Genomic DNA, 25,036 nt, shown 5'->3' on the forward strand with positions numbered 1-25,036 from the left:
CCCGCGAGAACGTGAGGAGACTGGTCACCGTGACCATCCGTGTAGGCGTGAACGGTTTCGGGCGCATCGGCCGCAACTTCTGGCGCGCGGCCCAGGCCGCCGGCAGCGAGGTCGAGATCGTCGCCGTCAACGACCTCACCGACAACGCCACCCTCGCCCACCTGCTCAAGTACGACTCGGTGCTGGGCACCCTCGACGGCGACGTCGAGGTCGGCGAGGACTCCATCCGGGTCGGCAGCACCACCGTCAAGACCCTGGAGCAGCGCGACCCGGCCCAGCTCCCCTGGGGCGACCTCGGCGTCGACGTGGTCATCGAGTCCACCGGCCGCTTCACCAAGGCCGAGGACGCCGGCAAGCACCTCCAGGCCGGCGCCAAGAAGGTCGTCATCTCCGCCCCGGCCAAGGGTGAGGACCTGACCGTGGTGATGGGCGTCAACGACGACAAGTACGACGCCGCCGAGCACCACATCGTCTCCAACGCCTCCTGCACCACCAACTGCGTGGCGCCGATGGCCAAGGTGCTGCTGGACTCGTTCGGCATCCGCAAGGGCCTGATGACCACGGTGCACGCCTACACCAACGACCAGGTCATCCTGGACTTCCCGCACAAGGACCTGCGCCGCGCCCGCGCCGCCGCCGCCAACATCATCCCGACCAGCACCGGCGCCGCCAAGGCCACCGCCCTGGTCCTGCCCGAGCTCAAGGGCAAGCTCGACGGCATGGCGATGCGCGTCCCGGTGCCGGACGGCTCCGTCACCGACCTGGTCGTCGAGCTGGAGCGGGAGACCACCGCCGAGGAGGTCAACGCCGCGTTCAAGGCCGCCGCCGACGGCCCGCTGAAGAACGTGCTGCGCTACACCGCCGACCCGATCGTCTCCTCCGACATCGTCGGCACCGCCCCGTCCTGCACCTTCGACTCCGGCCTCACCATGGCCTTCGGCAACACCGTCAAGATCGTCGGCTGGTACGACAACGAGTGGGGCTACTCCAACCGCCTCGTCGACGTCGTCAAGCTGGTCGGCGCCGGCCTGTAACCGGGCGCACCGCGCAGGGGAGGCGCCGGCCCGAACGCGGGCCGGCGCCTCCGGGACAACTGGGAGTAGGAGTACTGCATGCGGACGATCGACGACCTCGACGTCGCCGGCAAGCGGGTCTTCGTCCGGGCCGACCTCAACGTTCCGCTGGACGGCGGGCGGATCACCGACGACGGGCGGATCCGCGCCGCCTTGCCCACCATCGCCGCGCTGCGCGAGCGCGGCGCCCGGGTGGTCGTCGCCGCCCACCTGGGCCGCCCCAAGGGGAAGCCCGACCCCGCCTTCACGCTGCGGCCGGTCGCCGAGCGCCTGGCCGAGCTGCTCGGCGCCGAGGTGGCCTTCGCCGCCGACACCGCCGGCCCCTCCGCCCGGGAGGCCGTGCAGGGCCTGGCCGACGGCCAGGTCGCGCTGCTGGAGAACCTGCGCTTCGAGGCCGGCGAGACCAGCAAGGACGACGCCGAGCGCGGCGAGTTCGCCGACCGCCTGGCCGCCCTGGCCGACCTCTACGTCGGGGACGGCTTCGGCGCGGTGCACCGCAGGCACGCCAGCGTCTACGACCTGCCGAAGCGGCTGCCGCACGCGGTCGGCGGCCTGGTGCTGGCCGAGGTCGAGGTGCTGAAGCGGCTCACCGAGGACCCGGAGCGGCCCTACACCGTGGTGCTGGGCGGCGCCAAGGTCTCGGACAAGCTGGCGGTCATCGCCAACCTGCTGGACACCGCCGACCGGCTGGTCATCGGCGGCGGCATGGTCTTCACCTTCCTCAAGGCCAAGGGGTACGAGGTCGGCTCCAGCCTGCTGGAGACCGACCAGTTGGAGACGGTCCGCGGCTACCTGCGCGACGCCGAGAAGCGCGGCGTGGAGATCGTGCTCCCGGTGGACGTGGTGGCGGCCGAGGCGTTCGCCGCCGACGCCCCGCACGGCGCGGTGCCGGTGGAGGCGATCCCCGCCGACCGGATGGGCCTGGACATCGGCCCGGAGTCCGCGAAGCTCTTCGCCGAGAAGGTGAAGGACAGCCGGACGGTGTTCTGGAACGGCCCGATGGGCGTCTTCGAGATGGAGCCCTACTCGCACGGCACCCGGGCGCTGGCCCGCGCCCTCACCGAGTCTCCGGCCTTCACCGTGGTGGGCGGCGGCGACTCCGCGGCCGCGGTGCGCGCCCTCGGCTTCGACGAGGCCGCGTTCGGCCACATCTCCACCGGCGGCGGCGCCAGCCTGGAGTACCTGGAGGGCAAGGAGCTCCCGGGCATCGAGGCACTGCGGGACTGACCCCCGCGCCCGCCGCCGGGCCGGCCCCCCGGGGAGCCGGCCCGGCGGCGCACCCCCTTCACAGCACGCAGCAGAACCGAGCGACGAGGACGACATGGCACAGGCCGAGCGCAAGCCGCTGATCGCGGGCAACTGGAAGATGAACAAGAACCACTTCGAGGCGATCAAGCTCGTGCAGGAGGTGGCCTTCGCGCTGAAGGACGCCGACTACGACCGCGCCGAAGCGGTGGTCCTCCCGCCCTTCACCGACCTGCGCAGCGTGCAGACCCTGGTCGACGGGGACAAGCTGCGCCTGGGCTACGGCGCCCAGGACGTCTCCGCGCACGAGCAGGGCGCCTACACCGGCGAGGTGTCCGCCGCGATGCTGGCCAAGCTGGGCTGCGGCTACGTGCTGACCGGCCACTCCGAGCGGCGCGAGTACCACGCCGAGGACGACGCCCTGGTCAACGCGAAGACCAGGATCGCCTTCGCGCACGGGATCACCCCGATCCTGTGCGTGGGCGAGGGCCTGGACGTGCGCAAGGCCGGCGGCCAGGTCGCCCACACCGCCGCCCAGGTCGAGGCCGGCGTGAAGGGCCTCACCGCCGAGCAGGTGGAGAAGCTGGTCATCGCCTACGAGCCGGTCTGGGCGATCGGCACCGGCGAGGTGGCCACCCCGGCCGACGCCCAGGAGGTCTGCGGGCGGGCGGTCCGGGAGAAGCTCGCCGAGCTGTACTCCGCGGAGACCGCGGCCAAGACGCGCGTCCTCTACGGCGGCTCGGTCAAGCCGGACAACATCGCCGGCATCATGGCCGAGCAGGACGTGGACGGCGCCCTGGTCGGCGGGGCCAGCCTCAAGGGCGAGGACTTCGCCAAGCTGGTGCGCCTGGGCGAGTAGCCGGTGCGCCCGGGGCGGTGAGACCCGCCTCGTCCGCCTTTCCGGGCCCCCGCGGGACCCGAGTGGTGGACGGGGCGGGTTAGACTTCCCCGGAGGTTTTCTTCGCAGCATCCGCGCTCCGCGACGGTGCGCGGTAAAATCGAGCAGTGTCCCCCGGTCCCCTCCTCCGCCGGGCCCTAGGCCCAGCCGAGCGGCGAGTACGCGGTCTTGGGGTCCAAGGTCGTCAATTCCCCCTCGTCGGGGTCGAGTTACGGGTGAGCGTGTGATCCTCGGTCTGTCCATTCTCGTAATGGTCTGCAGCGTCCTCCTCCTGATGCTGGTGCTGCTGCACAAGGGCAAGGGCGGTGGTCTGTCCGACCTGTTCGGCGGCGGCGTCACCTCCTCCCTGGGCGGGTCGTCGGTGGTGGAGCGCAACCTGGACCGGCTGACGGTCGTCACCGCGCTGGTGTGGATCATCGCCATCGTCGTGCTCGGCCTGCTCATCAACCGGGGAGCGTAGTTCCGACTTCCCCCTCGCCGGGGCATGACCGCCGAAGGAGTTTTTCGTGGGTAGTGGTAGCGCCATCCGTGGCAGCCGCGTGGGCGCCGGCCCGATGGGCGAGGCCGAGCGCGGCGAGGCCGCGCCGCGCGTCCGGGTCCCGTTCTACTGCGCCAACAAGCACGAGGTCGTGCCGAGCTTCTCCAACGAGGCCGCGGTTCCCGAGGAGTGGGACTGCCCGCGCTGCGGTTTCCCCGCCGGCAAGGACAAGGACAACCCGCCGTCCCCGCCGCGCACCGAGCCGTACAAGACGCACCTCGCCTACGTGAAGGAGCGGCGCAGCGCCGAGGACGGCGAGGCCATCCTCGAAGAGGCGCTGGAGAAGCTGCGCGCGCAGCGCGCCGAGGTCAGGGCGCACATGGAGGCGGCCGCCAAGGCCAAGGCCTCCTGAGGCCCCTCTGCTCCGAAGGGCGGGGCCGCCGACCGGCGGCCCCGCCCTTCGCGTTGATCTTGGAGTTATCGACCTGTCCCCGCAGTGAACGGGCGCACGTAGCCGTGCCTTGACAGGTCGATAACTCCAAGATCAACGCTCTTCGGGGGGCGGGATCCGGCCGCCGAGCCGCCGGGTGAGCTCGGCCGCGGCGTCGCCCACCCGGTGCGCCAGCGCCGCCGGGCTCACCGGGCGCTGCACCGGGACGGTCAGGCTGATCGCGGCGACCGGGGTGCCGTTGTGGTCGAACGAGGCCGCCGCCACCGAGGAGAACCCCTCGGTCACCTGCTCCTCCTCCAGCGAGTAGCCGCGCCTGCGCTCCTCGGCGAGCAGGGTGCGCAGCTCGCCCGGGGCGGCCGGGCCGCGCCCGGTGCGGTCGGTGAAGGCGGCGGCGTCCGGGTAGAGCGCCCGCACCTGGGCCCGGGGGAGCCGGGCCAGCAGCGACCGCCCCGAGGCGGTCAGGTGCGCGGGCAGCCGCACCCCCACCCCGGTGATCAGCGTCGGCGAGTGCGGCGGCTGCTCCTTGAGCAGGTAGAGGGTGTCCCTGCCGTGCAGGATGCCCAGGTGGGCGGTGGCGCCGGTCTCCTCGGTGAGCCGGGCCAGCAGCGGGCGGGCCAGCCGCTCCAGCGGGTCGTGCCGCAGGTAGGCCGAGCCGATCTCGAACGCCGCGACGCCCAGCCCCCACCGCCGCTCCTCCGGCAGGTGCACCACGAACCCCTCCTCGGCCATGGCCTCCAGCAGCTGGTACAGGCTGGACCGGGGCAGCCCCAGCTCGGCCGCGAGCCCGGACGCCGACACCGGCCCGGACCGCCCGGCCAGATGCCGCAGGACGCGCAGCGCTCGACTCGCCGCAGGAACGTGGGACATGCCCGCATTCTGGCATGTCGCAGCGGTCCCCCCGGCCCGCGCCGGGCGCCCCGGCCCCGGTGGCCCCGGCGCCGCGGGGGTGTCAGAGCGCTCTGAACGCCCCCGCGGCGCCGAGAGTCAGCCGTGCAGGGCGCCGGGGGTGCGGAGCAGGCGGGCACTGAGGCGGCCGCAGGGGCAGCGGGTGTAGAGGAGCAGGCCGGCGGAGACGGCGTGCCGGGAGACCACCTGGTAGGTCTGGTCCTCGGGCCAGCCGCAGTCGGGGCAGCGGGCCGGGTGGCGGGATCCGTTCCGTGTCGCTTCGGTGTCCATGGGAACGAGTCTGCAGCGCAGGAACCTTTCACGTCCATCTCAACTTTTCGCTCGATATTGTGTAGCCTCGACTGCATGATCGATATCCGCAGGCTCCAGGTGCTCCGCGCGGTGGACCGGCACGGCACCGTCACCGCCGCGGCCCGGGCCCTGCACCTGACCCCGTCCGCCGTCTCCCAGCAGGTCCGCCTGCTCGCCCGGGAGCTGGACACGGAGCTGCTCCACCCGGAGGGGCGCGGGATCCGGCTCACCTCCGAGGCGCACGTCCTGCTCCGGCACGCCGACGAGCTCAGCGCCGGCTGGGAGCGGGCCCTGGCCGACCTGGCCGCGCACGGCAGGGGCGAGACCGGGCGGCTGACCATGATCGGCTACCCCACCGCGGTCGCCACCCTCATCGTCCCGGCCGCCGCCCGGCTCCGCGCCGAGCGGCCCGGGCTGGAACTGGTCGTCGGCCAGTACGACGACGCCGCCGTGCACGAGGAGCTGCTCGGCGGGCGCGCCGACATCGCGGTCACCGTGCCGGTCCCGGGCGGGCCCGCCGCGGACGACCCGCGGTTCGAGCAGCTGCCGCTGTTCCAGGAGCCCCAGGACCTGTTCGTCCCGGCCGGCCACCCGCTCGCCGGGCGGGCCGCGGTGGAGCTGTCCGAGGCCGCCCGGGAGACCTGGATCGAGTCCACCGACGAGTGCCACCACCGCCAGGTCGTGCAGACCGCCTGCTCGGCCGCCGGCTTCACCCCGCGCACCGAGCACCGGGCCTCCGAGTGGATCGCGGTGTTCGCGCTGGTCGCGCACGGCATGGGGGTGACCCTGGGGCCGCGGCTGCTGCAGCTGCCCGGCGACGGGCGGGTGGTGCGCGTCCCGCTGAAGGGCGAGGTCGCCCCGGTGCGCAGCGTCTTCGCCACGGTGCGGCGGGGCAGCGGCCACCGGCCCGCGGTCGCGCACGGGCTGGACGGGCTCCGCCGGGTCGCGGCGGAGGTCAGCGCCTCCCTGGAGCCCGCCGTCTGAGATCTCGGACGGAACGGGCGCGGCGGGGCTCCCGCCCGGCCGCCCGGGGGCGTGGAATGGAGGCATGTCGACCTCTACTGACACGACCGCCGCCGAGGTGCGGATCGGCCCCTCCGGGCTGAGCCCCGCCGACGTGATCGCCGTGGCCCGCGGCGGGGCCCCGGTGCAGCTCACCGACGACGCCCGCAAGGCCCTGGCCGCCGGCCGGGAGCGGGTCCGCGTCCTGGCCGAGGGGGACACCCCCGCCTACGGGGTGAGCACCGGCTTCGGCGCCCTCGCCACCCGCCACATCGCGCCCGAGCTGCGCGCCCGGCTGCAGCGCTCGCTGGTCCGCTCGCACGCCGCCGGGTCCGGCCCCGAGGTGGAGCGGGAGGTGGTGCGCGCCCTCATGCTGCTCCGGCTGCGCACCCTGGCCTCCGGCGGCACCGGGGTCGAGCCGGCCACCGCCGAGGCGCTCGCCGGTATGCTCAACGCCGGCATCACCCCGGTGGTGCACGAGTTCGGCAGCCTCGGCTGCTCCGGCGACCTCGCCCCGCTCTCGCACGTCGCGCTCGCGCTGATGGGCGAGGGGACGGTGCGCGACGCCGCCGGCGAGGCGCGCACCGCCGAGGAGGCGCTGCGCGCCGCCGGCCTGGCCCCGGTCGAACTGGGCGCCAAGGAGGGCCTGGCCCTCATCAACGGCACCGACGGCATGCTCGGCATGCTCCTGCTCGCCTGCCACGACCTGGCGCGGCTGATCACCACCGCCGACATCGCGGCCGCGATGAGCGTGGAGGCGCTGCTCGGCACCGACCGGGTGTTCGCCGCCGACCTGCAGGACCTGCGCCCGCACCCGGGTCAGGCCCGCTCCGCGGCCAACATGCGGGCGCTGCTCGCCGGCTCCCCGATCGTCGCCTCGCACCGCGGCCCGGACTGCACCAGGGTGCAGGACGCCTACTCGCTGCGGTGCGCCCCGCAGGTGGCCGGCGCCGCCCGGGACACCCTCGCGCACGCCCTCACCGTCGCCGAGCGGGAGCTGGCCGCCGTCATCGACAACCCGGTGGTCACCGAGGACGGCCGGGTCGAGTCCAACGGCAACTTCCACGGCGCCCCGGTCGGCTACGTGCTGGACTTCCTCGCCATCGCCGCGGCCGACGTGGCCTCCATCGCCGAGCGGCGCACCGACCGGATGCTCGACGTGGCCCGCTCGCACGGGCTGCCCGCGTTCCTCGCCGACGACCCCGGCGTGGACTCCGGGCACATGATCGCCCAGTACACCCAGGCCGGCCTGGTCTCGGAGATGAAGCGGCTGGCCGTGCCCGCCAGCGTCGACTCCATCCCCAGCTCCGCCATGCAGGAGGACCACGTCTCGATGGGCTGGTCGGCCGCGCGCAAGCTGCGCCGGTCGGTGGCGGCCCTCACCGACGTGCTCGCGGTCGAGCTGCTCACCGCCGCCCGCGCCCTGGACCTGCGCGCCCCGCTGGCCCCCGCGCCCGCCACCCGCGCCGTGCGCGACCTGCTGCGCACCAGGGTCGCCGGCCCCGGCCCCGACCGCTACCTCGCCCCGGAGATCGCCGAGGTCTCCGCGCTCGTCGCGGACGGCTCCGTGCTGGCCGCCGCGGGCACCGCCGCCGAACTGAACTGACCCGCGCCCGCGAGGGCACGACCGAAACGAGAGCAGAGATGACCGACCGACCGAGCGGCGCCCGGACCGTCCGCGCCCCCCGCGGCACCGAGCTGACCGCCAAGGGGTGGCAGCAGGAGGCCGCCCTGCGGATGCTGCACAACAACCTCGACCCCGAGGTGGCCGAGCACCCCGACGAGCTCGTCGTCTACGGCGGCACCGGCAAGGCGGCGCGGGACTGGCGCAGCTTCGACCGGATCGCCGCCACCCTGCGCGACCTGGAGGGCGACGAGACCCTCCTGGTCCAGTCCGGCCGCCCGGTCGGCGTGATGCGCACCCACGAGTGGGCGCCGCGGGTGCTCATCGCCAACAGCAACCTGGTCGGCGACTGGGCCAACTGGGAGGAGTTCCGCCGCCTGGAGGCGCTGGGCCTGACCATGTACGGCCAGATGACCGCCGGGTCCTGGATCTACATCGGCACCCAGGGCATCCTGCAGGGCACCTACGAGACCTTCGGCGCGGTCGCCGCCAAGCGCGGCGGCACCCTGGAGGGCACCATCACCCTCACCGCCGGCCTGGGCGGGATGGGCGGCGCCCAGCCGCTGGCCGTCACGATGAACGGCGGCGTGGCCATCGTGGTGGAGTGCGACGCCAGCCGGATCGACCGCCGCATCGAGCACCGCTACCTGGACGCCCGGGCGGAGAGCATCGACGAGGCGCTGCGGCTGGCCGTGGAGGCCCGCGACGCGCGCCGCCCGCTCTCCATCGGCCTGCTCGGCAACGCCGCCGAGGTGCTGCCCGAGCTGCTCCGCCGCGGCGCCCCGATCGACATCGTCACCGACCAGACCTCCGCCCACGACCCGCTGGCCTACCTGCCGGCCGGGGTGGCCTTCGAGGACTGGAAGGACTACGCCGCCGCCAAGCCGGAGGAGTTCACCCGGCGCGCCCGGGAGTCGATGGCCGCCCACGTCGAGGCGATGGTCGGGTTCATGGACGCCGGCGCGGAGGTGTTCGACTACGGCAACTCCATCCGCGGCGAGGCCAAGACCGCCGGGTTCGAGCGCGCCTTCGACTTCCCCGGCTTCGTCCCGGCCTACATCCGCCCGCTGTTCTGCGAGGGCAAGGGCCCGTTCCGGTGGGCGGCGCTCTCCGGCGACCCGGCCGACATCGCCCGCACCGACCGGGCGGTCATGGACCTCTTCCCGGAGGACGAGCACCTGAACCGGTGGATCCGGATGGCCGGGGAGAAGGTCGCCTACCAGGGCCTGCCGGCCCGGATCTGCTGGCTGGGCCAGGGCGAGCGGGCCGCCGCCGGCGAGCGGTTCAACGAGCTGGTCGCCTCCGGCGAGGTCAGCGCCCCGCTGGCGATCGGCCGCGACCACCTGGACACCGGCTCGGTCGCCTCCCCCTACCGGGAGACCGAGGCGATGCGCGACGGCTCGGACGCCATCGCCGACTGGCCGCTGCTCAACGCCCTGGTCAACACCGCCTCCGGCGCGTCCTGGGTCTCCATCCACCACGGCGGCGGCGTCGGCATGGGCCGCTCGCTCCACGCCGGGCAGGTCAGCGTGGCCGACGGCACCGAGCTGGCCGCGCAGAAGCTGCGCCGGGTGCTCACCAACGACCCCGGGATGGGCGTCATCCGGCACGTCGACGCCGGCTACCCCGAAGCCGAGGCGGTCGCCGAGCGCGAGGGCCTGCGCATCCCGATGCGCGAGGGGGACGCCGCGCGATGAGCGACGGCTTCGACCGGCTCTGGGCCGACCTGGAACCGATCGGCCGCCACCCGGGCACCGGCGGCTACCGGCGCTACACCTTCGGCGCCGCCGACGCGGAGCTGCGGTCCTGGTTCGCCGGGGCCGCGGCCGCCCGCGGCCTGGACGTGGAGACCGACGGCAACGGCAACATGTGGGCCTGGTGGGGCGAGCCCGGTCCGGGCGCCGTGGTCACCGGATCCCACCTGGACTCGGTGCCCGACGGCGGCGCGTTCGACGGCCCGCTGGGCGTGGTGAGCGCCCTGGAGGCCGTGGCCGAGCTGCGCCGCCGCGGGTTCGCCCCGTCCCGGCCGGTGGCGGTCGCGGTCTTCGCCGAGGAGGAGGGCGCCCGATTCGGCGTCCCCTGCCTCGGCAGCAGGCTGCTGACCGGCGCCATCGCCCCGGAGCGGGCCGCCGCGCTCACCGACGCCGACGGCGTCGCCTGGGCGGACGCCATGGCCGCCGCCGGGTTCGACCCGGCCGGGCTGGGGCCCGACCCGGAGCGGCTGGGCCGGATCGGAGCCTTCGTCGAGCTCCACGTGGAGCAGGGGCGGGCGCTGGCCGACACCGGCGACGCCGTCGGCGCGGCCCGGTCCATCTGGCCGCACGGCCGGTGGCGGCTGGAGTTCACCGGGCGCGCCGACCACGCCGGGACCACCCGGCTCGCCGACCGGCGCGACCCGATGCTCCCGTTCGCCCGCACCGTGCTGGCCGCGCGGGAGCGCGCGGCGGAGAGCGGCGCGGTGGCGACGGTGGGCAGGGTCCGGGTGGAGCCGAACGGCACCAACGCGATCCCGTCCCGGGTGACGGCGTGGCTGGACGCCCGGGCGCCCGGCGCGGCGGAGCTGGACGCGGTCGTCGCGGGAGTCACCGCCGACGCCCGCGCCGCCGCGGCAGAGCACGGGGTGCGCCTGGCCGGGGAACAGGAGTCCGACTCCCCGCTGGTGGAGTTCTCCGCCGGGCTGCGCGACCGGGTCGCCGCGGCGGCCGGCGGCCCCCGCGGCCCGGTCCCGGTACTGCCCACCGGAGCCGGCCACGACGCCGGCGTGCTGGCCGCAGAGGTGCCGACCGCGATGCTCTTCGTCCGGAACCCCACCGGAATCTCGCATTCCCCCGAAGAACACGCCGACCGCCCCGACTGCCACGCGGGAGTCACCGCCCTCGCCGACGTCCTGCAGAACCTCGCCGGCAAGGACGAGTGAGCACAGAACGAGGACGCGGAGCCGTCCGGTCCGCCTGGTCACCCCGGCCCGCCTGGTCCGCCGGGCGGGCCCGGGCGGGCCGGACGGCCGGGCGCGGCGTCTCGCGGAGTCGGGCGTCTCACCCGGGTGCGGCGCCTCGCGGGGTCGAGGTTCAGACGGGTGGCGAAGGCAGGGAGGGGCACCGGCTGGTCGGTCGGGCGCGGCGCCCCACGGGGCCAGGGTTCAAGCAGGCGGCGACGGCAGAGGAGGGGCCGGGGTGCGGGCGTCGGCCGAGCGCGGCACCCCACGGGGTCGAGGTTCAGACGGGCGGCGAAGGCAGGGAGGGGCACCGGCTGGTCGGTCAGGTGCGGCGCCCCACGGAGCCGAGGTTCAAGCAGGCGGCGACGGCCAAGGAAGGGGCGGTGGTCGGGCGTCTTACCCGGGTGCGGCGCCTCGCGGGGTCGAGGTTCAGGCCAGCGGCGACGGCGGGAGCGGGATCGGGGCGGCAGGTCACCGCTCCGGTCTGCGTTTCCAGCGGTAGAGAGCGAAGTCAGAAGAAGGGGTCGGGTCGGCCCCGGCGGTAAGAGGGAGGCGTGTCCTATATGTCGGGTTGCTGGCAGGGGGCGGGCGGCGCGGCGCGGCCTGCGCACCTCGGCGGCGGCCCGGATGACGTCCACCAGCGAGTAGTAACCCCTGGGGCCTGCCCTGCCCCCGAATCGCTCACACAGAGTGACGAAGTGGGGCCTTCGGGAGGGAGTGAGCGCGACATTTCGCCCTCTCGCCGCCCGTCTGAACCTCGACCCCGTGGGGCGCCGCGCCCGGCCGGCACCCGCGCCCCGTCCGTCGTCGCCGCCGCTGTCGCCTCCGCCGTCGTCGCCGTGCGGAGCCGACTGCATACTCGACAGTCCGTCAACAGACGAGCAGTGGAGGAGCCCGTAGTGCCGGACCGTGAACCGACCCTGTACTGGTGCGAGTGGGCGATGGCCGCCTCCGAGCCCGACTTCTCCCAGCCCGACTTCTCCCAATCCGGCCCCACCCAGTCCGATCCCGTCGATCAGCCGTCGGCGGCGGCCGCGGCGCCCGGGGTGCTGCTGGAGGTCGCAGGGGGCAGGATCGCCTCGGTGCGCACCGGCACTGAGCCGCCGCCGGGCGCCGAGCGACTGTCCGGCCTGGTGCTGTACGGCTTCGCCAACGCCCACTCGCACGCCTTCCACCGGGCGCTGCGCGGCCGGACCGGGGAGTACGGCGGGTCGTTCTGGAGCTGGCGGCGGCTGATGTACGCCGCGGCGGAGCGACTCACCCCCGACTCCTACCGGGAGCTGGCCGCAGCGGTGTACGCGGAGATGGCGCTGGCCGGGGTGACCTGCGTGGGGGAGTTCCACTACCTGCACCACGCCCCCGGCGGCAGGCGCTACGCCGACCCGAACGCGATGGGTGCCGCGCTCGTCGCCGCGGCGGCCGACGCCGGGATCCGGATCACCCTGCTGGACACCCTCTACCTCGCCGGCGGGCTGGGCGCCGACGGCCGGCACACCCCGCCCGAGGGCGTCCAGCTGCGCTTCGCCGACGCCGACCTGGACGCCTGGGCGGACCGGGCGGCCTCCTTCCGCCCGGAGGGCGGCCATGCGCGGGCGGGCGCCGCCGCGCACTCGGTGCGCGCCGTCCCCGCCGATGCGCTGGCCGGCTTCGCCGATCTGTACCGGGAGAGCACCATCGAGTGGCCCTCCCCGCACATCCACCTCTCCGAGCAGCCCGCGGAGAACGAGGCGTGCCGGGCGGCCTACGGGCGCACCCCCGCCGCGCACCTGGCCGAGGCGGGCCTCTTCACCGATGTGCACCCGGTGCTGGTGCACGCCACCCACCTGGACCCGGCCGACGTGCGGCTGCTCCGCGAGCGGCGGGCCGACATCTGCCTGTGCCCGACCACCGAGCGCGACCTCGCCGACGGCCTCCCCCCGCTGGCCGAGCTCGGCATGGACCGGGTGACCCTGTCGCTGGGCAGCGACGGCCACTCCACCATCGACATGCTGGCCGAGGCGCGCGCGGCGGAGATGCACGAGCGGCTGCGCACCGGCCGCCGCGGAACGGTCCCCGCGCTGATGCTCCTGGACGCCCTGCACGAGAACGGCCACGCCGGGGCCCTCGGCTGGCACGACGCCGGCTGGATCGGCGAGGGGAAGCGCGCCGACCTGGTCGTGCTCGACATGGACGGGGTCCGGACGGCCGGGTTCGACCCGGCACAGGCCGCCGAGGCGGCGGTCTTCGCGGCGACCGGCGCCGAGGTGCGGCACGTCATGGCCGACGGCCGGTGGATCGTCCGGGACCGGGTGCACACCGCGATGCCGGACGCCCCGGCCCGCCTGGACGCCGCGATCGGGAGGCTCCTCGGGTGAGCCCGCACCCTCCGGCGGCGCCGGACCCGCCCGGGCGTCCGGCCCGCGCGGCGGAGAGGACGGACCGCCCCGTCCGCCTCGCCCGCCTCACCCGCCCCGGGAGCCACGGCCGGTACCGCCGCCCCGGCCCGACCGCGGGATCCCGGCTCCGGGAGCGCGGCCCGCACCGCTTCGGTGCGGCGATGAGCCCATGACCGGCGCCTCCGGGGCGGAAAGGCCCCGGGGCGCCCGGAGTGAAACGACCAGAGAAGAGGGACAGATGAACCAGAGCGAACCCCGGACCGTCCTCATCGACCGGATCGGAGTGCTCGCCACCAACGATCCCGCGCTCGGGGAGGGGATCACCGGGGAGATCGCCGACGCCGCGCTGGTGATCGAGGACGGGCGGGTGGCCTGGGTCGGCCCGGCCGACCGGGCGCCCGCCGCCGATGCGCGGGTGGACGCCGCCGGGCGCTGCGCCGTCCCGGGCTTCGTGGACAGCCACTCGCACATCGTCTTCGCCGGCGACCGCAGCCGCGAGTTCGGCGCCCGGATGAGCGGGCGGCCCTACGAGGCCGGGGGGATCCGCACCACCGTCGCCGCCACCCGGGCCGCCTCCGAGGCCGACCTGGCGGACAACGCGGTCCGGCTGCTCCAGGAGGCCCGGGCGCAGGGCACCACCACCCTGGAGGTCAAGTCCGGGTACGGGCTGAGCACCGCCGACGAGGAGCGCTCGCTGCGGGTGGCCGCCCGGATCACCGACGAGGTCACCTTCCTCGGCGCGCACGTCGTGCCGCCGGAGTACGCCGACGACCCGCAGGGCTACGTCGACCTGGTCACCGGGGAGATGCTGGAGGCCTGCGCGCCGCACGCCCGGTGGATCGACGTGTTCTGCGAGCGCGGCGCCTTCGACGAGGAGGCCTCCCGGCGGGTGCTGCGCGCCGGCGCCGCCAAGGGCCTGCTGCCCCGGGTGCACGGCAACCAGCTGGGCACCGGCCCCGGGGTGCGGCTGGCCGTCGAGGTCGGCGCCGCCTCGGTGGACCACTGCACCCACCTGACCGCCGAGGACGTCGACGCGCTGGCGCAGGCCCCGGAGACGGTCGCCACCCTGCTGCCCGGCGTGGACTTCTCCACCCGCCAGCCCTACCCCGACGCGCGGGCGCTGCTGGACGCCGGGGCGACCGTCGCCCTGGCCGGCGACTGCAACCCGGGCTCCTGCTTCACCTCCAGCATCGCGTTCTGCATCGCGCTGGCGGTGCGGGAGATGCGGATGACCCCGGAGGAGGCGCTGTGGGCGGCCACCGCGGGCGGCGCCCGCGCGCTGCGCCGCACCGACGTCGGCCGCCTGGCCCCCGGGGCCCGCGCCGACCTGGTGCTGCTGGACGCCCCCAACCCGATCTACCTGGCCTACCGGCCCGGGGTGCCGATGGTGCAGGCGGTGTGGAAGGACGGCCACCGGGTGCACGGCGGGGATCTCACCCGGGGTTGATCCGGGCGTAGCGCTCCGGAAACCTTCCCCGCCCAGACTCGGTGGCGAACGGCGGGCGGACCCGCGCGGAGCGATCGGGAGGGGAGGGGCCATGGCGCTGTGGCGCATCCGGACACCGGTGGAGGACCGGCCGGGGCGGCTGGCCGGGCTGGTCGGGGCGATGGCCGCCGAGGGCGCGGACATCGTCGCGCTGACCATCCACACCGACGCCTCCGGCGCGGTCGACGAGTTCGTCGCGGACGTGCCGGGCGACCCGGAGCGGCTGCGCCGGGCGGTCGCCGAGCGGGCCGGGGGCGGCGAGGTGCTGGCGGTCCCGGCCCGGCCGCGCGAGGTCGGCGACGAGACCACCCGGGCGCTGCTGCTCACCGCGCGGCTGCGCAGCGCGCCCAACCGGCTCCCGGAGGCGCTGGCCGAGCTGCTCCGCGCCGAGGAGGCGCACTGGACCGACCCGTCGGTCCCCGGGCCCGGCGCGGGGGAGGCCGACACCCTGCTGGTGCCGGTGGGCCCGCTGCGCGCGGTCCGGGTGCACCGGCCGGGCCGCCCCTTCACCTGGACCGAGTCGGCCCGGGCCGACGCTCTGGTCAGGTCGGTGCTGCCGGCCACCGGCCCGCCCGTCTCCCACCACCGCCCTCAACGGAGGCCCTTCGGGCCGCGGGTTCTTTCGCCTCCCACCGAGGGCGTGCTGGTGACCGCGGGCGGGGACCGGCTGCGCCTGTCCCAGGTGGGCGCGGGCGACGCGGACGCGGTGCGCCGGCTGCACGCGCGCTGCTCGGCGGAGACCAGGCGCCGCCGCTACCTGTCCTCGGTGGCCGAACCGGGGGCCCGGATGCTCCGGGTCTTCTGCGACCCCGAGCGCGGCCTGACCGTGGCCGCCCGCCCGGAGGGGGAGGACGAGCCGGTCGCGCTGGCCCACCTGATGTACACCTTGAACCCCGGCGTCGGGGAGATGGCCTTCCTGGTGGAGGACTCCTGGCAGGGCAGGGGAGTGGGGGCCGCGCTGGCGGACGCGGTCGCCGCGACCGCCGCCGACTGGGGGCTGGCGGAGGTCCGCGCGGAGACCGCCGCAGAGAACCGCGCCATGCTGCGGATCGTGCACCGGATGGGGGCGGCCGTGGGCCGGCCCGAGGCCGGCGCGGTCCAGGCCCGGGTGCCGCTGGCCGGCCGTGCGCCGGCCGCGCCCCCGGGGCGGCTGACGGCGCTGATGACCCGCCCCGGGGCCGCCGGGCGGTGAGGGAAGCGCGGCCGAGGGCCAGGGGTGCGCCCCCGGCCGCGCGAAAAGGGGCCGGGGCGTTCGACGCCCCGGCCCCTCCTCTTCAATCTCCGGACCGGTGTCCGGCGGGTTCGCTCCCGGTCACTCCTCGGACGAGGCGGCCTCCGGAGCAGGGGTCTCCTCGGTGGCGGCGGCCTTCTTCGGCGCGCGGCGCTTCTTCACCGGGCGGGAGTAGTCGACGAGGGGCTCGTAGCGGGCCTCGTGCTCCTTCTTGCACTCGTCGCACGCGTCGACCTCGCGGACCGTGCCCTCCCAGGCGAACTGGACGACGTCCGTCGCCTCGACCTTCTCGTCGCGGACGGCGTGCGGGTCGCAATACTTGCGCGTGAAGACCTCGGTGACCACGGCGGTGGCATCCCTTCGGTTCGGTGCGGGTGCGGACTGAACGAAATCATACACACGTTCGAAGGGCTCTCAGGTGGCGCGCGTGCCCGGAATCGGGGCGCACTGAGGGGTTCTCCGGAAGCCTAGCGAATCGGCGCCCGCGGGGTGGCGCCGGAGCGGGGCGCGCCGCACCGCATGACGGAAGTCACGTGTGGCGTTGCGGTACGCCCCCTGATTTTGCTTTCCAAGGAAGAATTCATCTGGTTTGATGATGCTCCGGCGCTGCGGCGTCGCCCACCGTCACCTACCCGCTGGAGTGAACGAGCATGACCGAGAGCACCCGCAGGGCCCTGGGCCCGGCCGCGGACGCCACCGCGCTGATCGCCCGCGTCGTCATCGGCGTCGTCTTCATCGCGCACGGCTGGCAGAAGGCCTCCCAGATGGGGCTGGCCGGCACCACCGAGATGATGGCCGGCATGGGGATCCCCATGCCGAGCGCGGCCGCGGCCTTCGCCATCGCCGCCGAGATCGGCGGCGGCGCCCTGCTCCTGCTCGGCCTGCTGCTGCCGCTGGCCGGAGTGGTGCTGGCGGCGCAGATGGCCGGCGCGATCTTCTTCGCGCACGCCCAGGGCCCGCTGATCGGCGAGGGCGGGATGGAGCTGCCGCTGGTGCTCGGCGCCGCCGCGCTCGCCCTGGGCTTCGGCGGCGGCCGGATCGCCCTGGACCGGCTGCTGCCCTGGGGGCGCCCCGCGGCCGGCGAGCGCACCCCCGCCGCCGAGTCCGCCGCGGCCTGACCCGGACCGACCCCGGCCCCTCCGCGCACCCCGCGGGCCCGCCCTCCGGCGGGCCCGCTTTTCCGTGCGCGGAGTCCCGGAAGCGACACCCCTGAACGCACATTCCTTTTCCCCGGCCGGTGAATTCACCCGTCTTTCGGAACAACGCCGCGGGGCGACGCGGCGCTGTATATCGTGTGCCTCCACTACGCGCCGTATTTCCGCGGCGCTTCGCCGTGCCCGCGTTCTCCGTGCGCGAGCACGCGGGGGCGGTGTTCCGCGAGGGGGAGGAACGAATGGTCGATTATCTGGAGGGGACGACCGGGCGAAGAGGGGCGCGGCCGGGCGCGCCCGCCGCCCCCGGAGCGGCGGAGGCCCGCTTCGCCGTACTGCGCCGCAGGCACGCCGTGTACGGCACGGTCCTGGTGGCGCTCTTCCTCGGCTGGTACGCCGCCTTCCTCCTGATGTCGGTGTTCGCCCGCGACCTGATGGCGGTGCGGGTGGCCGGCGCGGTCAACGTCGGGCTGCTGCTGGGCATCGGCCAGTTCGCCTCCACCTTCCTGCTCGCCTGGTGGTTCGTCCGCTGCGCCGAGCGCCGGCTGGACCCGGTCGCCGACGAGCTGCGCCTCCGCGCCGACGCGCCGCGCCTCCGCGCCGGGGAGGTGGGCGGCCGATGACGGCCGGGCTGGACGCCGTGCACCTGTGGACGCTCGGCCTGTGCGGCCTGTTCATCGCGGTGACGCTGGGGATCACCGTGTGGGCGCGGCGCAGCACCCGGGGCGCCGTCGACTTCTACGCCGGCGGCCGCTCCTTCGGCGGTACCCAGAACGGCCTCGCGCTGACCGGGGACTACCTGTCCGCCGCCTCCTTCCTGGGCATCGCCGGACTGATCGCGCTCCGCGGCTACGACGGCTTCCTCTACTCCATCGGCTTCCTGGTCGCCTGGCTGCTGGTGCTGCCGATGGCCCAGCTGATCCGGAACAGCGGCCGGTACACCATGGCCGACCTGCCGGGGTACCGGATGCGCCGGATGCGGGTCCGGCTGGCCTGCACCACCTCCACCGTCGCGGTCAGCACCGTCTACCTCATCGCGCAGATGGTCGGCGCGGGCGCCCTGGTCACCATGCTGCTCGGCATCGACCACGGCGGCACCTTCCTCGGCATGACCGGGACCCAGACCCGCACCGCCGCCATCACGCTGGTCGGCGTGCTGATGGTCGTCTACGTCATGTACGGCGGGATGAAGGCCGCCACCTGGCTGCAGATCATCAAGGCCGGGCTGCTGCTCACCGCCACCGCGCTGATGACCGCCCTGGTGCTGGCGGTCTTCGGCTTCGACCCGAGCGCGCTGCTGGAGAGCGCCGCCGCGGCCAGCGGGAGCGGCCAGGCCTTCCTCGAACCGGGCCGGCACTTCGCGGTGGAGGTCGCCGGCGACCCGGTGCAGACCCTGGTCAACCGGCTCGACCTGTTCAGCCTGGGGATGGCCCTGGTACTGGGCACCGCCGCCCTGCCGCACATCCTGGTCCGCTTCTACACCGTGCGCGACGGCCGGGCCGCCCGCACCTCGGTGAAGCGCACCATCCTGCTGGTCGGCGCGTTCTACCTGATGACGCTGGCGCTGGGGTTCGGCGCCGCGGCGCTGGTCGGACCGGACGCGATCGCCGCCCAGGACCCCTCCGGCAACGCCGCGGTGCCGCAGCTGGCCGCCGAGCTCGGCTCGCTCGTCGCCGGCCCGGCCGGGTCGGCGGTGATGCTGGCGTTCGTCTCCGCGGTGGCCCTGGCCACCATCCTGGCGGTGATCGCCAGCCTCACCCTGGCGTCCTCCTCCTCGATGGCGCACGACTTCTTCGGCCACATCCTGATGTGGGGCCGGTCCAAGGAGTCCCAGGAGGTGGGGGTGGCCCGGATCTCCGCGGTGCTGGTCGGCGCGCTCGCCATCCTCCTCGCGGTCCGGGCCCAGCACCTCAACGTCGCCTTCCTGGTGGGACTGGCCTTCGCCATCGCCGCCTCGGCCAACCTGCCGGTCATCGTGCTCACCCTGTTCTGGCGCCGGTTCAACACCCGGGGCGTGGAGTGGGGCGTCTACGGCGGCCTGGGCACCTCGCTGCTGCTGGTGCTGCTCTCCCCGGTGGTCTCCGGCAAGACCCACCCGGAGACCGGGGAGAGCCTGTCCCTGCTGCCCGCCGGGATCGACATCCAGGTGTTCCCGCTGGAGAACCCCGGGCTGGTGGCGATCCCGCTGGGCTTCGCCTTCGCGATCGCCGGCTCGCTGCTCTCCCGGGAGAGCGACGGGGACCGGTACGACCGGATGCGCCTCCGCTCGCTCACCGGCATCGGCGCCAGCTGACCGCGCCCGGCCCGCTTCGTCCCGCCTTCCGCGGGGCCGGGGGCGAGGCGGTGTCGCAGCCCGGTGGCATGATCGGCCCATGACACGCTGGATCGCGCTGCTGCGCGGCGTCAACGTCGGAGGGCGCCGCAAGGTGCCCATGGCCGAGCTGCGCGAGGTGGTCGCCGGGCTCGGCCACACCGGGGTCGCCACCCTGCTGCAGAGCGGGAACGTGGCCTTCACCGAACGGCACCGGACCCGGCGTCCCGGTTCCGGCGGGGAGGAGGAGCTCCGCACCGAGCTGGAGGCGGCGCTGGCCGAGCGGTTCGGCTTCGCCGTCGACACGGTGTTGCGCGACGCCGCCGGGATGCGCGCCGCGGTGCAGGCCAACCCGCTGCCGGTCGGCGACCCCTCCCGGTTCCTGGTGCTCTTCCTGCGCGGGGAGCCGGACGCCGCGGCGCTGGCCGCGGTGGACGCCGCCGCCTACGCCCCGGAGGCCATGGCGGCGGGCGCCCGGGAGGTCTACTTCGACCTGCCGGACGGCCTGGGCCGGGCGAAGCTGCCCGACGCGGCCGCGCGCGCCCTGGGCGGGGCGGTGGCCACCGGCCGGAACTGGCGCACCGTGCTCCGCCTACTGGAAATGGCGGAGGAATAGCGCATTTCAGGCGGCTGTTGCCATTCGGCGGGCGCGGCCGCGCCCGCCGAACGAGATAGGGGACAACGCCCGTGCGCGTCGACATCTGGTCCGACATCGTCTGCCCGTGGTGCTACATCGGCAAGGCCCGGTTCGAGCGGGGGCTCGCCGCCTTCGCCCACGCCGACCGGGTCGAGGTCGAGTTCCACAGCTTCCAGCTGGACCCCTCCGCGCCCGCCGAGCCCGAGCCGGCGCTGCGAATGCTGACCGAGAAGATGGGGATCACCGAAGAGCAGGCCCGCTCCGCCGAGGCCGGGGTCGCCGACAACGCCCGCGGCGAAGGCCTGGACTACACGACCGACCGGCCGCACGCCAACACCGCCGACGCCCACCGGCTGCTGCACCACGCCAAGGCGGAAGGCGCGCAGAAGCCGATGGTCGAAGCGCTCTTCGCCGCCTACTTCGGCGCCGGCGAGGACGTGTTCGGCACCGAGGAGCTGGTCGCCCTGGCCGAGCAGGCCGGCCTGGACGCCGGGAAGGCCCGCGAGGTCCTGGAGGGCGGCGCCTACGCCGACGAGGTCCGCCGGGACGCCGAGGAGGCCCGCACCATGGGCGCCACCGGCGTCCCGTTCTTCGTGGTCGACTCCAGGTACGGCGTCTCCGGCGCCCAGCCCGCCGAGGTGTTCACCCGGGTGCTGGAGCAGGCCTGGGCCGACGCCCACCCGCAGGCCCCGGTCATGGTCGGCGGCGGTGAGGGCGACGCGGACGGCTGCGCCGACGGCGCGTGCGCGGTCCCCGGCGAGTGAGGCCGCACCCGGCGCGCGCCGGGAGCGGCCGGTAGCATCGCGGTGCCCCGCCCCTTCCCCCGATGATCTCGGCGCCGCGGCCCCATCAGAGCGCTTCGGCGGGGCCGCGGCGCCGAGATCATCGCCCTGCGGCGGGACGCCCCCCGCCGTCGATCTCCCTTCGGAGGACCGATGCTCGTTCTCGCCCACATCAGCGACACCCACCTCGACGGAGGCGGGCGCAGCGCCGAGCGAGTCCGCCGGGTGATGGGCCACATCCGCGCCCTGGACCGCCCGGTCGACGCCATCGTGCACACCGGCGACGTGGTCGACGGCGGGCTGCCGGAGGAGTACCGGCAGGCCGCAGAGGAGCTCCGGGCCGACGTGCCGATGCTGCTCTGCCCGGGCAACCACGACGCGCGCGCCCCGTTCCGGGAGTTCCTGCTCGGCGAGGAGCCGGCGGACGGGCCGATCGACGGGGTGCACCGGGTCGGCAGGGCGCTGGTCGCGGTCTGCGACACCTCGGTCCCCGGCGAGCACTGGGGGCGGCTGACCGACACCACCCTGGACCGGTTGGAGAAGGCGCTCGCCGCGGCCCCCGCCGACGCCCCGGTGGTCATCGCGCTCCACCACCACCCGGCGGACCTCGGCATCGCCTACGTCGACGATATCCGCCAGCGCGACGAGCACCGGCTGGCCGGGCTCATCGAGCGGTACCCGCAGGTCGCCGCGGTGCTCTGCGGGCACGCGCACACCCCGGCGGCGACCTCGTTCGCCGGCCGCCCGCTGCTGGTCGCGCCGTCCGTCGCGCCCCCGCTGCGGATGGAGTGGGAGCCCGCGCCGCCGACCGGGGACGACGCCCCACCGCCCATGCTCGCCCTGCATCTGATCGGCGACGACGGCCGGATCACCACCCACTTCCGGGCGGTCTGAGGATGCGCCGCTACACCGGGGAGGACGGTCCGGAGAGCGAGCTGCCGTCCGGCGACGTCACCGAGGGCGTGGTGCGGGCGGGCGGCACCGTGCGCCGCCCGCCCCAGCCGCAGAGCCCGGCCGTCGCCGCCTACCTGGACCACCTGGAGCGCGCCGGGTTCGACGGCGCCCCGCGCTTCCTCGGCCGCGACGAGCAGGGGCGGGACGTCCTCACCTTCCTGGACGGGGACGTCGCCGGGAGCCCGCCGGAGCCGTGGGCCGCCGACGACGGGCTGCTCGCCTCGCTCGGGCCGCTGCTGCGCCGGCTGCACGATGCTTCAGAGGGGTTCCTGGCCGACACCGGCTTCGCGGCGCCGGACGGCGGGGTGTGGCGCCGGGACCAGGTCCCGGTCGCCGTCCCGGTGCCGGACCCCGAGCCCGAGCTCGTCTGCCACCTGGACGTGACCCCGCAGAACGTGGTGGTGCGCGGGGGGAGGGCGGCCGGCCTGATCGACTTCGACCTGGCCGGCCCGGGGACCCGGCTGCTGGACGTGTACAACGCCGCGATGCACTGGGTGCCGCTGTGCGCGCCCGAGGACGTGTACCCGGGCTGGCCTGCTGCTGCCGCTGCTGACCGCCCGGCCCGGCTCCGGGTGCTGGCCGACGCCTACGGCCTGGGGGAGGCGGAGCGGAGGGCCCTGCCCGACCTGGGCGTGGACCGCTGCGACAACGGCCGGGCCCGGATGAAGGCCTCCGCCGAACTCCTCGGCGGAGGCTGGGCCCGGATGTGGGAGGAGGGCGTCGGCGACGTCATCCTGCGCCGCCGCGCCTGGCTCGCGGAGAACCGAGAGGTTCTGCTGGACGCCCTGCTCGGCTGAGCCGGGCGGGGGTTCAGAGGAGGCCGGTCTTCACCTGCTGGAGGAAGGCGGCCCAGGTGCGGGGCGGGTATTCGAGGTGGCCGAGCTCCCTGTTCTGTGTGTCCCTGACCAGGACGGTCGGGCCTTCGGCCACCTCGACGCAGTCAGCGGAAGAGCCGCTGTAGCTGCTCTTGTGCCAGGCGACCTCGACACAGCTGCCCTGGGCCGTGCTGTAGCTGCTCTTGTGCCACTGAAGGTCATCCTTCGTCGTCATCGAGTTCTTCCTTGACCTTCCTGATGAACTCGGCGCTTTGCCGAGGGGACATCGCTTCGGCTTGGAGGGCGCCGAAGATCGTCATGCACTGCTGGACCTTACGGCTGTCATCGATGAGAATCTCACCCTGCTGATACTCGGCAGAAGCGACCATGGGCTTGTCCGAGAACGAGTACACCCGGAAAGGTCCGGATGCGCCGGGGTGGCAGCCAGGGTTGGGCGGTACGACCTGAAGACGTATCACTTCCTTCTCTATCAGAGCCAGCACACGTTCCAACTGTGCGGATAGCACTTTGGGGCTGCCGATGATCCTGGTGACGGCACTCGCTTCCAATACCACGTAGATGAGCGGTGGGGTTTCTTTCTCCAAGATCGCTTGTCGTTGCAGTCGGGACTTGGCCATCTCTTCCAGCTCTGCGGCCGACACCCACGGAGCGGTATCTCGGTTGGCGGCCTTGATGTAGTCCTTGGTCTGGAAGAGGCCCGGGATCACCTGGCCCTGGTACTCGCGCAGCTCGGTCATCACGGCTTCCAGCTGCTCGACCTCTTCGTACCACTCCGGCAGCGACGTCGGTGTGTTCGCCGTGTTCCAAGCACGCAGAACTACACCAGAGGTACCGAACAGCTGGTCGAGTTCTCGCGCCCCCTCCTCCTGGAGTCCGCGGGTGCCGCACTCCCAGGCCGAGATCGTGGAGGGGACGACCTGCATCGCCTTCGCCGTCTGTACTTGGGTGAGTTTCGCGCGCTTGCGCGCCTTCCTGATCTCGGCCCCGAGACGGCGCCATGCGGGGTTCAGCCTGCGGTCCATGAGGGCTCCACCTCCACCAGAGAACTACCGGCACGACCAGTAGAGGACGAAGCATTTTCCAAAGTCCACCGAAACGACAAGACTGTGACCTCTTGGTGAGATGTATGGCACTCAGCGTGATCGGTCTTCAGGGTGTTGCCACGGACACACCGATTGGACGTGATCGACGTGGTGACGACCTCTTCCCCGCAGGGCTCCAACGAGTTCGGCCCCCTGCTCCCCGTCCCCTCCGCCCCCGACGAAGTGGCGCACGGCTACACCGCGATCCAGGTGACCCGGCTGGCCGCCTGGGCCGCCCGGGAATGCAACTGGGTCAACGGCATGGCCATGGAGCACCGCGCGCTGACCGCCTGGGAGGCGATCTGCGAGCACCTCGCCCTCGCCTCCACCCGCCCCGAGGAGACCGAGCTGATCGCCACCGGCTGGAAGGCGATGAAGTCCGAGCACTACCAGGACCTCAAGTCCCACGGCTGGGGCGGCCAGAACAAGAAGCTCATCTCCCGCGCCTTCCTGCGCTACTGGACCGACCACTCCGCACCCACCCGCAGCCCGGAGGACGCGATCGTGGACCGGATCGCGCTGGCCCAGATCTGGGCGGCGCTCCGCCCACGGCACCGAGACGTGCTCACCGCGCTGGCCGTCCACGACGACCGGCGCGCCGCCGAGCGGTCGCTCGGCATGGACCCCGTGACCTTCGCCCGCGCGCTGGGGCGGGCCCGGCGAGCCTTCTACGCGCTCTGGCACGAGCACGAGACCCCGTCCAAGATGTGGGGCTACGACCGCCCCGGCGCCCAGCACCAGAACGTCATGTACCTGGTCCGGCTCCGCAAGCGCAAGGCCGCGCAGCGCAGGGCCGAGTCCCGCCCGCGCGGCCGGATCGGCCGCCCGCCCAAGGACATCGGGATCTCGGCCCGGGGGCTGCTGGAGCGCTGGGAGGCGGGGGAGTCCTACTCCGGGCTGGCCCGCGCCTTCGGCGTCAGCAAGGAGATGATCCGCGACCGGATCCTCCGAGCTGAGGCCGAGCGGGCAGAGATAGAGCGAGCGCAGACGGAGCGGACGCAGACGGAACGGGTCGGAGTCCCGGCCTGAGAGAGTGTCGGGGGCGCGGCCGGCTCCACACGCTGACGCGCCCCACGGGGCGGGGTTCAAGCAGCGGCGACGGCAGAGGCAGGGGCGGGGCGGAGGCGGCCGCCCGGGCGCGGCGCCTCGCGTGGCGAGGGTTCAAGCAGGCGGCGAGGGCGGGAGGGGGACCGGCCGGTCGGTTAGGCGCGGCGCCCCACGGAGTACAGGTTCAGGCAGGCGGCAACGGCGCTGGCAGGGCCGGGGCGGAGGCGGTCGCCCGGGCGCG

General features: G+C 74.4%; 25 protein-coding genes. 20 read left to right on the plus strand and 5 right to left on the minus strand.

All coding sequences use genetic code 11. The features are described 5' to 3' along the window. Positions 1–29 precede the first annotated feature (29 nt). The 5 genes from gap (at position 30) to D459_RS0114150 (ending at position 4,106) form a co-directional block, all read left to right on the plus strand. Positions 30–1,034 carry a type I glyceraldehyde-3-phosphate dehydrogenase gene (gene gap / locus D459_RS0114130; protein WP_026120385.1) on the plus strand — a complete coding sequence of 335 codons (1,005 nt, stop codon included), beginning with the start codon at positions 30–32 and terminating at the stop codon, positions 1,032–1,034. A gap of 78 nt (positions 1,035–1,112) precedes the next feature. Further along, positions 1,113–2,300: a phosphoglycerate kinase gene (locus tag D459_RS0114135; RefSeq protein WP_017593667.1), complete on the plus strand. Its 1,188-nt coding sequence runs from the start codon at positions 1,113–1,115 to the stop codon at positions 2,298–2,300. 94 nt (positions 2,301–2,394) lie between these two features. After that, positions 2,395–3,177, plus strand: coding sequence for a triose-phosphate isomerase (gene tpiA / locus D459_RS0114140; RefSeq protein ID WP_017593668.1), 783 nt, complete (start codon positions 2,395–2,397; stop codon positions 3,175–3,177). Positions 3,178–3,439: 262 nt separating this feature from the next. After that, a complete protein-coding gene (gene secG, locus D459_RS0114145) occupies positions 3,440–3,676 on the plus strand; it encodes a preprotein translocase subunit SecG (protein WP_026120386.1) in 237 nt (78 codons plus the stop codon). Positions 3,677–3,722: 46 nt separating this feature from the next. Further along, positions 3,723–4,106 (plus strand): RNA polymerase-binding protein RbpA, encoded by a 384-nt coding sequence (locus D459_RS0114150; protein ID WP_081620566.1) that lies wholly within the window; start codon positions 3,723–3,725, stop codon positions 4,104–4,106. A 132-nt stretch (positions 4,107–4,238) separates the two neighbouring features. Here D459_RS0114150 and D459_RS0114155 read toward each other — a convergent pair whose 3' ends face one another. Both D459_RS0114155 and D459_RS0114160 read right to left on the minus strand, forming a co-directional pair. Next, positions 4,239–5,012, minus strand: coding sequence for an IclR family transcriptional regulator (locus D459_RS0114155; RefSeq protein WP_026120388.1), 774 nt, complete (start codon positions 5,010–5,012; stop codon positions 4,239–4,241). A 117-nt stretch (positions 5,013–5,129) separates the two neighbouring features. Next, a complete protein-coding gene (locus tag D459_RS0114160; RefSeq protein ID WP_017593672.1) occupies positions 5,130–5,321 on the minus strand; it encodes a hypothetical protein in 192 nt (63 codons plus the stop codon). Positions 5,322–5,396: 75 nt separating this feature from the next. On the opposite strand from D459_RS0114160, the gene D459_RS0114165 reads away from it, so the two are divergent. The 7 genes from D459_RS0114165 to D459_RS0114195 all read left to right on the plus strand — a co-directional run bounded on the left by D459_RS0114165 (position 5,397) and on the right by D459_RS0114195 (position 15,956). Further along, positions 5,397–6,326, plus strand: a complete 930-nt coding sequence (locus D459_RS0114165; protein WP_017593673.1) for a LysR family transcriptional regulator — start codon at positions 5,397–5,399, stop codon at positions 6,324–6,326. Positions 6,327–6,390: 64 nt separating this feature from the next. Beyond that, a complete protein-coding gene (hutH, locus tag D459_RS0114170) occupies positions 6,391–7,950 on the plus strand; it encodes a histidine ammonia-lyase (protein WP_020380175.1) in 1,560 nt (519 codons plus the stop codon). A gap of 38 nt (positions 7,951–7,988) precedes the next feature. Continuing rightward, the gene (gene hutU, locus D459_RS0114175) at positions 7,989–9,665 is read left to right on the plus strand and encodes a urocanate hydratase (RefSeq protein WP_017593675.1); all 1,677 of its coding nucleotides are present in this window, start codon (positions 7,989–7,991) and stop codon (positions 9,663–9,665) included. Continuing rightward, positions 9,662–10,885: an allantoate amidohydrolase gene (locus D459_RS0114180; RefSeq protein WP_017593676.1), complete on the plus strand. Its 1,224-nt coding sequence runs from the start codon at positions 9,662–9,664 to the stop codon at positions 10,883–10,885. Before hutU ends, D459_RS0114180 begins: the two co-directional genes overlap by 4 nt. 959 nt (positions 10,886–11,844) lie before the next feature. Then, positions 11,845–13,257 (plus strand): formimidoylglutamate deiminase, encoded by a 1,413-nt coding sequence (locus D459_RS0114185; protein ID WP_081620576.1) that lies wholly within the window; start codon positions 11,845–11,847, stop codon positions 13,255–13,257. Between the two features lie 259 nt (positions 13,258–13,516). Next, on the plus strand, positions 13,517–14,725 hold the full coding sequence (gene hutI / locus D459_RS0114190) for an imidazolonepropionase (protein WP_017593678.1): 1,209 nt from the start codon (positions 13,517–13,519) through the stop codon (positions 14,723–14,725). A gap of 91 nt (positions 14,726–14,816) precedes the next feature. Then, a complete protein-coding gene (locus D459_RS0114195; RefSeq protein ID WP_017593679.1) occupies positions 14,817–15,956 on the plus strand; it encodes a GNAT family N-acetyltransferase in 1,140 nt (379 codons plus the stop codon). Between the two features lie 120 nt (positions 15,957–16,076). Here D459_RS0114195 and D459_RS0114200 read toward each other — a convergent pair whose 3' ends face one another. Then, the gene (locus D459_RS0114200; protein ID WP_017593680.1) at positions 16,077–16,340 is read right to left on the minus strand and encodes a hypothetical protein; all 264 of its coding nucleotides are present in this window, start codon (positions 16,338–16,340) and stop codon (positions 16,077–16,079) included. Between the two features lie 305 nt (positions 16,341–16,645). Here D459_RS0114200 and D459_RS0114205 point away from each other — a divergent pair, with 305 nt between their 5' ends. From D459_RS0114205 to D459_RS0114235, 7 genes are all read left to right on the plus strand, one after another. After that, positions 16,646–17,113, plus strand: a complete 468-nt coding sequence (locus D459_RS0114205) for a DoxX family protein (RefSeq protein WP_017593681.1) — start codon at positions 16,646–16,648, stop codon at positions 17,111–17,113. Between the two features lie 275 nt (positions 17,114–17,388). After that, on the plus strand, positions 17,389–17,769 hold the full coding sequence (locus D459_RS31600; RefSeq protein WP_017593682.1) for a DUF485 domain-containing protein: 381 nt from the start codon (positions 17,389–17,391) through the stop codon (positions 17,767–17,769). Continuing rightward, positions 17,766–19,439, plus strand: coding sequence for a solute symporter family protein (locus D459_RS0114215; protein ID WP_017593683.1), 1,674 nt, complete (start codon positions 17,766–17,768; stop codon positions 19,437–19,439). The genes D459_RS31600 and D459_RS0114215 overlap by 4 nt, the downstream gene beginning before the upstream one ends. 79 nt (positions 19,440–19,518) lie before the next feature. Then, positions 19,519–20,073, plus strand: a complete 555-nt coding sequence (locus tag D459_RS0114220; RefSeq protein WP_017593684.1) for a DUF1697 domain-containing protein — start codon at positions 19,519–19,521, stop codon at positions 20,071–20,073. Between the two features lie 71 nt (positions 20,074–20,144). Then, complete coding sequence (locus D459_RS0114225) at positions 20,145–20,858, plus strand: DsbA family oxidoreductase (protein WP_017593685.1); 714 nt, start codon at positions 20,145–20,147, stop codon at positions 20,856–20,858. 171 nt (positions 20,859–21,029) lie between these two features. Further along, on the plus strand, positions 21,030–21,770 hold the full coding sequence (locus D459_RS0114230; RefSeq protein WP_017593686.1) for a phosphodiesterase: 741 nt from the start codon (positions 21,030–21,032) through the stop codon (positions 21,768–21,770). A gap of 2 nt (positions 21,771–21,772) precedes the next feature. Continuing rightward, positions 21,773–22,627: a phosphotransferase gene (locus D459_RS0114235; RefSeq protein ID WP_017593687.1), complete on the plus strand. Its 855-nt coding sequence runs from the start codon at positions 21,773–21,775 to the stop codon at positions 22,625–22,627. A 13-nt stretch (positions 22,628–22,640) separates the two neighbouring features. On the opposite strand, the gene D459_RS0114240 is transcribed toward D459_RS0114235, so the two are convergent. Together D459_RS0114240 and D459_RS0114245 are read right to left on the minus strand one after the other, a co-directional pair. Next, positions 22,641–22,880 carry a DUF397 domain-containing protein gene (locus D459_RS0114240; RefSeq protein ID WP_017593688.1) on the minus strand — a complete coding sequence of 80 codons (240 nt, stop codon included), beginning with the start codon at positions 22,878–22,880 and terminating at the stop codon, positions 22,641–22,643. Next, on the minus strand, positions 22,864–23,688 hold the full coding sequence (locus D459_RS0114245) for a helix-turn-helix domain-containing protein (RefSeq protein ID WP_017593689.1): 825 nt from the start codon (positions 23,686–23,688) through the stop codon (positions 22,864–22,866). The genes D459_RS0114240 and D459_RS0114245 overlap by 17 nt, the downstream gene beginning before the upstream one ends. A 159-nt stretch (positions 23,689–23,847) precedes the next feature. Between D459_RS0114245 and D459_RS0114250 the strand changes: the two genes are divergently transcribed. After that, positions 23,848–24,777, plus strand: a complete 930-nt coding sequence (locus D459_RS0114250; protein WP_241485042.1) for a hypothetical protein — start codon at positions 23,848–23,850, stop codon at positions 24,775–24,777. The last annotated feature ends 259 nt before the right edge of the window (positions 24,778–25,036 follow it).

Origin of the sequence: Nocardiopsis potens DSM 45234 (assembly GCF_000341105.1) — a bacterium.
Lineage (GTDB): Bacteria > Actinomycetota > Actinomycetes > Streptosporangiales > Streptosporangiaceae > Nocardiopsis_A > Nocardiopsis_A potens.